Genomic DNA, 11,059 nt, shown 5'->3' with positions numbered 1-11,059 from the left:
GGAGAACACGGACATGACCGCCCACCTGGCCGATGTCGACCTGGCCGACCTGGACCTGGCCGACCCGCAGACGTTCCTGGACGTGGACCTGCACTCGATGTGGCGGCGGCTGCGCGAAGAGGACCCCGTGCACTGGAACCCGCCGGGCGACGGCACGCCGGGCTTCTGGGTGCTGTCCCGCTACGCCGACGTCGTGGCGGTGTACAAGGACAACAAGAGGTTCACCTCCGAGCACGGCAACGTGCTGTCCACGTTGTTGCGCGGCACGGACTCGGCGTCGGGCAAGATGCTCGCGGTCACCGACGGCCCGCGGCACCGCGACGTGCGCAACCTGATGATCAAGTCGTTCTCGCCGCGCGTGCTGGCGAAGGTCGCCGAACGGGTGCACCAGCGGACCCTGGCGCTGGTGGGCGAGCGGGTCGGACCGACGTTCGACTTCGCCACCGACGTCGCCGACCACATCCCGATCAACACGATCGGCGACCTGATGGACGTGCCCGTCGCGGACCGGGCGAAGCTCGTGGACTGGAACAACCGGACGCTGAGCCGGTACAGCTCCGAGGACACCGAGCTGGAGGAGTGGCTGGCCCGCAACGAGATCCTGCTGTACTTCTCGGGCCTGGCCGAGCAACGCCGGCGCGACCCCGGCGACGACGTGGTCAGCGCCCTGGCCAACGGGCTGGTGGACGGCGCGCCGCTGAGCGAGGACGAGATCGTCTTCAACTGCTACAGCCTCATCCTGGGCGCGGACGAGTCCAGCCGCATGTCCTCGATCGGCGGGCTCCTGGCGCTGCACCAGCACCCGGAGCAGTGGCGCGCGCTCAAGGACGGCAAGGTCGACATCGGCACGGCGACCGAAGAGGTGCTGCGCTGGACCACGCCCGCCATGCACTTCGGCCGCCGCGCCGTCGTGGACGTGGAGCTCGGTGGGCGGGTCATCAAGGCGGGCGACGTGGTGACGCTGTGGAACAGCTCGGCCAACTTCGACGACGAGGTGTTCACCGACCCGCTGTCGTTCGACCTGTCGCGCACGCCCAACCGGCACATCGCGTTCGGCCACGGACCGCACTTCTGCCTCGGCGCCTACCTCGGGCGCGCCCACGTGCGCTCGGTGCTGGAGGCGGTGCGCGACCTGGTCGACGAGATCGAGCTGGCCGGTGAGCCGCGCCGGCTGTTCTCCAACTTCGTCCACGGCTACTCCAGCCTGCCGGTGACGTTGCGCTGACCGCGTTCCCCGACCGCCCCGCCGCGGACGTCGCCCCTCGGCCGACGTCCGCGGCGGGGCTTTCGCTTGTCCGCTGCGGGGATCCGCACCAGGGGGTGGGGACAGCCCTACCCCGACCCGGTGGGCACCACCAGTGTCCGCCCGGTCACGCGGCGGAAGGATTCGAGGCACAGTGCCACAACGGAGGAGTTGAGGGTCGTGGGCAGCGCGCCGGTGACCGTGTCAATCGCCAAGTGGAGCGCCACTCATCCGTGGCGCGCGATCATCGGATGGCTCGCCTTCGTCGCGGTGTGCGTCGCCGCGGGCGCCATCGTCGGCGTCCGTGACGCCTCCAGCGAGGACTACCGGGTCGGCGAGGCGGGTCGCGCCGAGACCGTGGCGGCCGAGGGCGGGCTGGTGGATCCGATCGTGGAACGGGTGCTCATCACCTCGCCGTCCGGGCCGCTCGACCAGGCTGCCGCCGACACCGCGGCGCGCGAGGTCGCCGACCGGATGCGGGCCCTGCCCGAGGTGTCCTCGGTCGGCGAGCCGACGCGGTCGCCGAACGGCGACGCGGTGCTGGTCGAGGTGACCATGACGGCCGCGGACCGCACGGCGATGGAGCAGGTGGCCGCGCTGCTGGAGCAGACGGCCGCGGTGCGCGGCGCCCACCCGGAGCTGGTGGTCGAGCAGACCGGCGGCGTGTCGATCGACGTCGGCATCGACGAGCAGCTGGCCGAGGACCTGGCGTTCGCGGAGCGGCTGACGCTGCCGGTCACCCTGCTGATCCTGCTGGTCGTGTTCGGCGCCCTGATCGCGGCCGGCGTGCCGGTGCTGCTGGGGTTGTCGTCCGTGGTGACGGCGATGGCGCTGTCGGCGGTGGCCTCGCACGTGTTCCCCGACGCGGGCGCGACGAAGAACGTGATCCTGCTGCTGGGCATGGCCGTCGGCGTGGACTACTCCCTGTTCTACCTCAAGCGGGAACGCGAGGAACGCGCGCGCGGCGGTGGCCGGGTCGACCACGTGGCCGCGGTGGAGCTGGCCGCGGCGACCTCCGGTCGGGCCATCGTGGTGTCCGGGCTGGCCGTCATGGTCTCGATGGCCGGTCTCTACCTCGTCGGGGACGTGGTGTTCTCGTCCCTGGCCACCGGCTCGATCATCGTGGTGGCGGTGGCGGTCGTCAGCTCGCTGACCGTCCTGCCCGCGCTGCTGGCCAAGTTCGGCCGCTGGGTCGACCGGCCGCGCGTGCCGCTGCTGTGGCGGCTCACCGGGCGCGGCGAGGGCCGGGTGTGGCGCCGGGCGCTGGAGCCGTCGATGCTGCGGCCGGGGCGGACGCTCCTGATCAGCACCGGCGCGATGCTGCTGCTCGCCCTGCCCGCGCTGGGCATGGAGCTGGGGTTGCCCGGCAACGACACGCTGCCCAAGCAGGTCGAGGAGATCCGCACCCACGACCGGATGGTGGCTCTGTTCCCCGGTGAGGGCGCGCGGCACGTGGTCGTGGTGCGGGCCGACCCGGCGCGGGCCGCCGAGGTGGCGTCGGCGCTGGACGGGCTGGCCGCGCGGACGCAGGGCGACCCGCTGTTCGCGCCGGGGGCCGCCGAACGGGTGTCGGAGGACGGCCGGGTGACCGTGCTGGAGCTGCCGATCCCGTTCTCACCCGAGTCGCCGCGAGCCGAGGAGTCGCTGGCGAAGCTGCGCGGCGAGCTGGTGCCCGCGGCGGTGGGCGGGTTCGAGCACGCGGTCTCCGGTGACGTCGCGCGCAACGTGGACACGGTGGCGCACCAGTCCGACAAGCTGCTGCGGGTCGTGCTGTTCGTGCTGCTGCTGACCTTCGTGATGATCGTGGTCGCGTTCCGCTCGGTGGTCATGGCGCTGCTGACGATCGCGCTCAACCTGCTCGCCACCGCGGCCACGTTCGGCGTGCTGGTGCTGGTGTTCCAGCTCGGCTGGGCCGAGGACCTGCTGGACTTCACCTCCGGCGGCTTCATCGTGTCGCGGGTGCCCCTGTTCCTGTTCGTGATCCTGTTCGGGCTGTCGATGGACTACCACGTGTTCGTGCTGAGCCGGGTCCGCGAGGTCGCGCGGACCGGCGTGCCGTCGTGGCAGGCGGTGCGCGAGGGCATCACGAGCTCCGCCGGCGTGGTGACCAGCGCGGCGGTGGTGATGATGTCGGTGTTCGTCAGCTTCGTGTTCACCAGCCTGCTGGAGATGAAGCAGCTCGGCCTGGGGCTGGCGGTGGCCGTGGTGCTGGACGCGTTCGTGATCCGGCTGCTGGTGCTGCCCTCGGCGATGCGCCTGCTGGGCCGGGCGGCGTGGTGGCCCTCGACGTTGTCCCGCCGGTCGGACCACTCGACGGTGGGCCCGGTCGGCGAGCAGCGAGCGCAGTCGCACGAGGAGGCGCGCTTGCCGCGCTGAACCTCGTGGACGGGGATGGCCTCCCGGGTCGTGACGTCGCCGGACGGCGCGCACGGCCCGGGAGGTCCCGCGCGTCGTCGGCCGGACGTGCCGCGCGGGGCCGGTCAGGTATCCGTCAGTGCGCTGTCAGCGGTGTTGACCAGTATCGGGAGCACCCGAGGCCGACGCCGGCGACGCGGACGGAGTACTGACGTGGTGAACCCCTTTGACGACGAGGACGGCACGTTCCTGGTGCTGGTGAACGACGAGGGCCGGCACAGCCTGTGGCCGACCTTCGCGGACGTGCCCGCGGGCTGGACCATCGCGCTCGACGCGGGTCCGCGCGCCGCCGCGCTGTCCTATGTGGAGCGGAACTGGACCGACATGCGGCCCGCGAGCCTGCGCGAGGCGGGCTGACGTGGACGCCGCGATTCGCGTTGAGGGACTCAAGAAGACCTACAAGGGCACCGAAGCCCTCCGCGGTGTCGACCTGACCGTGAAGCCGGGATCGGTGCTGGGCCTGCTGGGCCCCAACGGCGCCGGCAAGACGACCGCCGTGCGGGTCATGGCGACGCTGCTCGCGCCGGACAGCGGGCTGGTCGAGGTCGCCGGCTACGACGTGGTGAGCCGGCCGGGGGAGGTGCGCCGGCGGATCGGCCTGGCCGGGCAGTACGCGGCGGTCGACGAGCTGCTCACCGGCCGGGAGAACCTGACCCTCGTCGGCAAGCTCCTGCACCTGGGCGGCAAGGGCGCCCGGGACCGCGCCGCGGAGCTGCTGGAGCGCTTCGACCTCGTCGCGGCGGCCGACCGGCCGGTCGGCACCTACTCCGGCGGCATGCGCCGGCGGCTCGACCTGGCCGGCTGCCTGGTCGGCCGGCCGCAGGTGCTGTTCCTGGACGAGCCGACCACCGGGCTGGACCCGGCGAGCAGGCAGTCGCTGTGGAACACCGTGCGCGGCCTGGTCGCCGACGGCATGACCGTGCTGCTGACCACCCAGTACCTGGAGGAGGCCGACTACCTGGCCGACCAGGTCGTGGTGATCGCCGACGGCCAGGTGATCGCCGACGGCACGCCGGACGAGCTCAAGCGCAAGGTCGGCCAGGAGTGGCTGGAAGTGGCCGTCGCGCTGCCCGACCGGGTCGCCGCCGCGGTGGCGGTGCTCGCGCCGCTGGCCGTGGACGAACCGGCCGCCGACCCGGCCAAGGGACTGGTCAAGCTGCAACTGCGCGACGGCATGGACGGCATCGCCGCCGCCGCCGTCGCCCTCCGGGACGCGGGGGTGGACGTCGCGGACTTCGCGCTGCGCCGCCCGACCCTCGACGACGTGTTCTTCAACCTCGTCGGTCACCAGCCCCGGGGCTGACCGCCGACCGCCGAGCACTGACCGCCGACCACCGGGCACTGACCGCCGGGCACCGGACGGCTGAGCACACCACCCGCCGAGCACCGGGCACCGGATGGCTGACCGCCGACCACCGGACGGCTGAGCACTGACAGCCGGGCACCGGGCACCGAGTCGCGGCGGCCGAGCGCTCGGCCGCCGGGCACCGACCTCCGCGGCGCCGACGTCCGAGGCCCGACCGCGAGAGGCGCCATTCACCGATCGGGAAGGGAACCTGCCGTGACCATGCGCATCCCCAACTTCGCGGGCAGCCGCGCGCTGTCGATGACCAGGCAAGACGTCCACGGGTCGCCGGGGGCGCGACCATGACCGACCTCCTGTTGCGCGTGGGGCACGTGGTCGCCGTCCTGGCGGTCGTCCTGGTCGCGGCGTACCTGGGCCGGGTCGCGGCACGCGCCGCGCGGCAGCCCGAGGTCGTCGGCGAGATCCTGGCGGGCATCCTCGTGGTGCCGGCGGTCCTCGCGGTCGGCGGGGCGCCGACCCTCGCCGCGGTGCTGCCCACCGGCGTGGTGAGCCCGTTGAAGGTGATCGGCCAGGTCGGCCTGGTGCTGTTCCTGGTCGGCGTGGCCCACGAACTGCGGCACGGCGGCTCCGGCCTCGGCGCCCGCGCGGTCGGCTGGGTGACCGCGGGCTCGTTCCTGCCCGCCCTGCTCACCGGCCTGGTGATGGCCGCGTGGGTGGTCTGGGTGGCCGACCCGGACCTGCGCGGCGACGCGCCGGCGCCCGCGCTGGTGCTGATGGTCGCGGTCGCGTTGAGCGTGACCGCCGTGCCCGTGCTGGCCCGCGTGCTGGAGGACCGCGGCCTGGTGGACAGCCCCGCGGGCAAGCTCGCCATGGCCGCGGCCGTGGTCACCGACTCGGCGGCGTGGGTGCTGCTCGTGGTGGCCGTCGGCATCTCCGGCGGCCTCGTGGTGTCCCTGGTCCTGGTCGCCCTCGGCGTCACGGTGACCGTCGTCGGCCGCATCCTGCTGCGCGGCCGCGTGCCCATGTCGGCGGCCGAGCGCTTCCCGGGCGCCGCGGGCGTCGGCGTCGCCGGGTTGGCGCTGCTGGTGGCGTTCCAGTTCGAGCACTGGGGCCTGACCGCCGTGTTCGGCGCGTTCGTGGTCGGCCTCGCGATCCCCGGCGGGGCGTGGGCGAAGGCCGTGCGGCCCGTGATGTCGTTCGGCAGGCTGCTGGTGCCGGTGTTCTTCGTGGTGGCGGGCATGGGCGTGGCGAACGCGCCGCGCGGCTCGGTGCCGTGGACCGCCATCGCCGTCGCCATCGCGCTGGCCGTCGTCGGCAAGGTCGGCGGCGGCTACCTCGGCGGGCGGTTGGCCGGTCAGGACCGCCGCACGGCGGTGACGGTCGGCGTGCTGGTGAACACCCGCGGCCTGACCGAGATCGTCGTGCTGCAGGCCGGGTACAGCGCCGGACTGCTGTCCGTGCAGCTGTTCCTGGCCCTCGTGGTGATGGCGTTGGCGACGACCGGCATGACCGGTCCGCTGCTCTCGCTCATCGAACGCACCAGCGCCCCGAAGCCCGTGCCGGTACCCGAGTTGCCCGGGAGCAGGTCATGACCCAGTCGCTGCCCGCGATCGAGATCGCGGAGTTCCGCACCCTGATGTCGCACTTCCCGACCGGTGTCGCCATCGTCACCACGACCGGCCAGGACGACTCGCCGCGCGGCATGACCGTCTCGTCGGTGTGCAGCGTGACGTTGTCGCCGCCGACGCTGCTGGTCTGCCTGCGCAACGGCAGTCCCACCCTGGACGCGGTGCTGGCCCGCGGCGCGTTCGCGGTGAACTTCCTGCACGGCGACGCGAAACCGGTGGCGGAGCTGTTCGCCTCCGGCGCGCCGGACCGGTTCGACCTGGTCCCGTGGCGCCTGCCAGCGAGCGCGGGCGGACCGCACCTGGTGCGGGACGCGCACGCGGTGGCCGACTGCAAGGTCAGCCGGACCGAGGCCGTCGGCGACCACACGGTGGTGTTCGGCCAGGCGTTCCAGGTCTCGCGCGAACAGGGCCGGCTGCCGCTGCTCTACGGGATGCGCGAGTACCAGGTGTGGCGGCCCGACCAGAGGTAGGGCCAGCCCTACCGGCAGTTGGAGAACCGCGATCGCCCCGGCGGCCCCTGCCACCGGGGCGATCGCGCATTAGCCTCGGGAACGTGGTCCGGTTATCGCCAGTCATCACCAGGTCCGCACCGGAGGACTTCGACCTGTGGCCGGTGTCCGGCGACGGCGGCTGGCTGCACCTGGACGGGACCGTGGGCCAGGACGAGGTCGGCGCGGTGCTCTGCACGATGTACCTGCACAGCGGCGGCCGGGACGCGCGCACCGCGGCCGCGGCGGTGCACGAGCTGATCGGCTTCGACACCCTGTACGGGCGCGGCGGGCTGCTGCTCGACGGCGGTGGCGGCGTGCGCGCCGAACCCGGTGGCACAGACCTGTTCGAGTGGCGCACGTGGCTGCACGCGCTGCACCGCGCGCCGGTCGACCTCGGCCACCCGCCCGCGCCGTGGGTCGAGTACGTCGGCGCGGACGTGGTCCGCGTGTGGGTGGACGAAGGACGCGACGTGCCGCACGTGGACCTGTCCCGGACCGCGCTGCCCGCGATGCTGCGCGCCGCGCAGCGCGACCTGGTCGACTTCCTCGGCCCGCTGCGCAGCTGGGCGGGCGTCCACTCACCCCACCAGGCGGAACTCCTGGTGGCGAGCGTGGACGCCGGCCTGCAGATCACCGAGCCGTTGCCGCTGTAGCGGGCGCGGTCCGATCAGGCATCCGCCCGTCGGGTGAAGTAGACCTTCCCGTCCGGGTGGCGCGTGAACGCCATGATCCCGGTGCCGTTGCCGGTGGCGTAATCGGTGACCGCCAACCCGTTCGTCTTGACGGCGCCGGAGACGAGGGTCCAATCGCCTCCCGAAGCGGTCGACTTGCAGCGCAGGTTGTCGGCCAGGTCCGCGGCGAACGCCAGCGATTTGCCGCGCGGCACGGCCGGTGCTCGTTTCGACAGCAGTGCCGGCTGTATCGCCGACCACGGGGCCGAATTGTCCACCGTGCCGTTCACGATGAAATGCGGCATGTGGTAGAGCTGACTGTCCTCGCCCCGGCGGACCAAGCTCAGCTCGTCGCCGAGGCCGGGGCGGAAAGCGGCTACCTGCTGATCGCTCTTGCCCGGTGCGCTGAGGAATTTCGGGACGGTCCACGACGTGGGCGAACCGTTGCCGCCCTTGCCCGTGGCCCGCAGCCAGCCGATCGACCCGTCCAGGGCGGCGGTGAAGAAGACGTACAGGTGATCGGTGGTCAGGCCGCCCTGCGGGAAGTCCACTGCGCACGGCCGGCCGCTGTTCTGGGTGCCCGGCACGAAGCTCCACGTCGGGAAGGTCCCCTGCCAGCGGGTGTTGCTGTAGATCGAGAAGTTCGGGGTCATGCCGAACAGGTGCAGGCCGTCCTCCCAGCTGACCGCGCTGAGCGACACGACCTGCTGCCCGGCCGCCACCGGCTGCCAGGCGTCCCACGATAAACCGGCATCACCCGATCTTGTCCAGTGCGCTTGCTTCGCGACGCCGTCCACGGCGAAAAGATATACTTTGTTGAAGTGGTCCACTGCGGCCAGCGCATTGTTTCCCGCGCCGTTCGGCTGATTTCCGGGCACGACTGCCCAGCCCGTCCAGGCCACGATGATCTCCTTGGGCTACCGGGGTAATCGGAATTCGCCCGTGTGACTCTGCCAGAGCTGTCGGTGGGTGTCGTCCTCGGAACGAGTGAAGCGGAGTCCTCGTTCAGCGGCAGGAGCGCGTCGTCGCCCTGTCGTCGTGCTCGGCGGCGACCACCGTCACCGCCGAGCACGGGATCACGACGACCCGGTTCCGGGGATCCCGCCCGCGACCCGGTGGACGTCCGTGGTGGACGCGCTAGCGCACGCAGTCGCCGTCCTGCGGCGTCCGGCCGGGCTTCTGGGTCTCCGTGGCGGGCAGCGGCACGGAGAAGCCGCCGGTGGGAGCGCCGGTGGCGCCGTCGGCGAAGAACCCCGCCAGGAACTCCCGCACCGCGGCCGGGTCGACCGACAGGGCCTGGCCCTGCTCGGAGTCGACCACCTCGCCGAGCGGGACGATCGCGGTCCGCACGGTCGGGGTGAGCCGCGCGGCGAACTCCACCAGGTTCCACCCCGGGTCGACGCGCAGGTGCCGCGCCGCCACCCGGGCCAGGTCGGCGACCTGCGCGGGGTCGCTCGCGACCACCTTCTTCGCCAAGGCGCGCAGGAACGTCTGCTGCCGCACGATCCGGTCCAGCTCGCCGTTCTCGAGGCCGTGGCGCTGCCGCAGGAACGCCAGCGCCTGCGCGCCCGAGAGCGACTGCGGCCCGGCGCGCAGGTCGGCGCCGGAGAGCGGGTCGCGCGACGCGCGCTTGAGGCAGACCTCGACGCCGCCGACCGCCTCGGACAGCGTGCTGAACGCGGCCATGTCGACCGACGCGTAGTGGTCGACCTCCACGCCGGTCAGCGCCTCGACGGTCCGGGTGAGCGACTCCACGCCGGCCTCGTCGCCGTCACGCCCCTCGGCCTCGGCCGCCTGGTGGGCCCGCGCGTACGCCGAGTTCAGCTTCCCCTGGCCGACGCCGGGGATGTCGACCAGGGAGTCGCGGGGCAGCGACGCCGCGCTGACCGCGCCGTCGGCGCCGACGCGCGCCAGCACGACGGAGTCGGTGTTCGCCGACCCGTCCAGGCCGATCAGCAGCACGGTCTGCGCGGTCGCCGGCGGTGCGGCCGGGTCGACCTGCGACGGCGCCGCGCTCCGGTCCACGGCCAGCGGCACGATCACCGCGACGGCCGCGGCGACGGCGGTCAGCCCGGTCGCGGCGAACAACGCGAGGGGACGCCGCCGGGACCGCGCGCCGTGCAGGTTCGCCAGCACGGTCCGGTGGTCGACGGCCTGGTCGGCCTCGGCCGCGATCGCCTCGCGGATGAGGGCTTCCTGCCGGGTGTCGGTCATCGCAGCACCTCCGAGGGCGTGTTCTCGTTGACCCGCAGCGTGTGCAGCGCGCGGGAGATGTGGCTGCGGACGGTTCCCTCCGCGCAGCCCAGGATTTCGGCGATCTCGGCGTCGGTGCTGTCCTCGTAGTAGCGCAGCACCAGCGCGGCCCGCTGCTTGCGCGGCAGCACGGCGATCCGGGCGCGCATCTCGTCCCGTTCGGCGTGGCGCACGGCCGGGTCGGCGACCGAGGGCGCGAGGTCGTCGAGCACGACGTGGGTCGAGGACACGTCCCGGGCCGCCCGGCGGCGACGCCACGACAGGTACTCGTTGGTCACCATCCGCTTGACGTACAGGTAGGGCACGTCGACCGCGCCGATCCGCGCCCACTTCTGCCGCGCGCGCAGCAGCACGTCCTGGACGATGTCCTGGGCCAGGTGCTTGTCGCACGTCAACGCCGTGGCGTAGCGCAGCAGTCGATCAAGACGCTCGGTGACGAACTGGTCGTAGTCGGCCGGCACGTCGCCCCTTTCCTCCGCTGTCGGTTTCCGTTGCGGACGGGAAACCCTTCAGAGGACGTCTCACGTTGAGCCACTTGGGTGTGATCTCCGACACATGTCGTCCATCGCCCCTCATTCGGGTTGGTCGGGATCGAGGGACGGGCGTCCTGTCGAAGATCAACGTGCACCTGCCGGGCGAACCGGCCTCGCAGGACGCGGCGGGGTCCCAAGCTCACATCCGCCTGGCGTGGGCGGTGACGAGTCGGGCCGCTTCGTGCCGGCGAGTCACAGCATGAGCGTTTTGAGCGCGGACCCGACCCTGCGAGTTGCCGGCGGTCACGGCGCCCACTTTCGACACTTCGGACACGCCGAAGAACCTGGAGCGGTTCGGTCGCCGTCGGTGCCCGCTCCGCGCAGGAAGTGGTCGGGCGGCGTTTCCGCCGGTGGTGGCCATGCCGGGCCCGGTCCTCGTGCGGCCCGCTCGATCCGGACCACGACCTCCGGGAGCAGCGGTGGGCCGCCGGCGCGGCGCTGGGGCGGTCGGCCGGGCCGGCCTCGCCGGAACGGCGATCGTCACAGCCGGGTGACTCCGCAGTGGCTACGCCGCACCGG

The 11,059-nt window shown here is 72.7% G+C and carries 10 protein-coding genes; 7 read left to right on the top strand and 3 right to left on the bottom strand.

What is annotated here, in order from left to right:
• Window positions 1-13: 13 nt before the first annotated feature.
• The 7 genes from AB0I91_RS11200 to AB0I91_RS11170 all read left to right on the top strand — a co-directional run bounded on the left by AB0I91_RS11200 (window position 14) and on the right by AB0I91_RS11170 (window position 7,736).
• Window positions 14-1,225, top strand: coding sequence for a cytochrome P450 (locus tag AB0I91_RS11200; RefSeq protein ID WP_498776015.1), 1,212 nt, complete (start codon window positions 14-16; stop codon window positions 1,223-1,225).
• A 213-nt stretch (window positions 1,226-1,438) separates the two neighbouring features.
• Window positions 1,439-3,619, top strand: a complete 2,181-nt coding sequence (locus AB0I91_RS11195) for an MMPL family transporter (RefSeq protein ID WP_499636572.1) — start codon at window positions 1,439-1,441, stop codon at window positions 3,617-3,619.
• A 192-nt stretch (window positions 3,620-3,811) separates the two neighbouring features.
• Window positions 3,812-4,015 carry an MbtH family protein gene (locus tag AB0I91_RS11190; protein ID WP_498776019.1) on the top strand — a complete coding sequence of 68 codons (204 nt, stop codon included), beginning with the start codon at window positions 3,812-3,814 and terminating at the stop codon, window positions 4,013-4,015.
• 1 nt (window position 4,016) lies between these two features.
• A complete protein-coding gene (locus tag AB0I91_RS11185; RefSeq protein WP_499636570.1) occupies window positions 4,017-4,961 on the top strand; it encodes an ATP-binding cassette domain-containing protein in 945 nt (314 codons plus the stop codon).
• 344 nt (window positions 4,962-5,305) lie between these two features.
• Entirely contained in the window at window positions 5,306-6,556 is a 1,251-nt protein-coding gene (locus AB0I91_RS11180) for a cation:proton antiporter (protein ID WP_499636568.1), read from the top strand.
• A complete protein-coding gene (locus AB0I91_RS11175) occupies window positions 6,553-7,062 on the top strand; it encodes a flavin reductase family protein (RefSeq protein ID WP_498776028.1) in 510 nt (169 codons plus the stop codon). The genes AB0I91_RS11180 and AB0I91_RS11175 overlap by 4 nt, the downstream gene beginning before the upstream one ends.
• 83 nt (window positions 7,063-7,145) lie before the next feature.
• Window positions 7,146-7,736, top strand: a complete 591-nt coding sequence (locus tag AB0I91_RS11170) for a hypothetical protein (RefSeq protein WP_498776031.1) — start codon at window positions 7,146-7,148, stop codon at window positions 7,734-7,736.
• Window positions 7,737-7,750: 14 nt separating this feature from the next.
• Here AB0I91_RS11170 and AB0I91_RS11165 read toward each other — a convergent pair whose 3' ends face one another.
• The 3 genes from AB0I91_RS11165 to AB0I91_RS11155 form a co-directional block, all read right to left on the bottom strand.
• A complete protein-coding gene (locus tag AB0I91_RS11165; RefSeq protein WP_499636566.1) occupies window positions 7,751-8,656 on the bottom strand; it encodes a hypothetical protein in 906 nt (301 codons plus the stop codon).
• Between the two features lie 235 nt (window positions 8,657-8,891).
• Window positions 8,892-9,968, bottom strand: coding sequence for an LCP family protein (locus tag AB0I91_RS11160; RefSeq protein WP_499618816.1), 1,077 nt, complete (start codon window positions 9,966-9,968; stop codon window positions 8,892-8,894).
• Complete coding sequence (locus tag AB0I91_RS11155) at window positions 9,965-10,468, bottom strand: SigE family RNA polymerase sigma factor (RefSeq protein WP_498776039.1); 504 nt, start codon at window positions 10,466-10,468, stop codon at window positions 9,965-9,967. The genes AB0I91_RS11160 and AB0I91_RS11155 overlap by 4 nt, the downstream gene beginning before the upstream one ends.
• Window positions 10,469-11,059 lie beyond the last annotated feature (591 nt).

This window comes from Actinosynnema sp. NPDC049800, from assembly GCF_040656635.1.
Lineage (GTDB): Bacteria > Actinomycetota > Actinomycetes > Mycobacteriales > Pseudonocardiaceae > Actinosynnema.
Note: the sequence above shows the minus strand (reverse complement) of the source record. Positions and strands in the feature narration are given on the sequence as shown.

Excerpts from the sequence above, each read along its gene's own strand:
- AB0I91_RS11200 (WP_498776015.1), top strand. The coding sequence starts at position 14 with ATGACCGCCCACCTGGCCGATGTCGACCTGGCCGACCTGGACCTGGCC.
- AB0I91_RS11180 (WP_499636568.1), top strand. The coding sequence starts at position 5,306 with ATGACCGACCTCCTGTTGCGCGTGGGGCACGTGGTCGCCGTCCTGGCG.
- AB0I91_RS11175 (WP_498776028.1), top strand. The coding sequence starts at position 6,553 with ATGACCCAGTCGCTGCCCGCGATCGAGATCGCGGAGTTCCGCACCCTG.
- AB0I91_RS11160 (WP_499618816.1), bottom strand. The coding sequence starts at position 9,968 with ATGACCGACACCCGGCAGGAAGCCCTCATCCGCGAGGCGATCGCGGCC.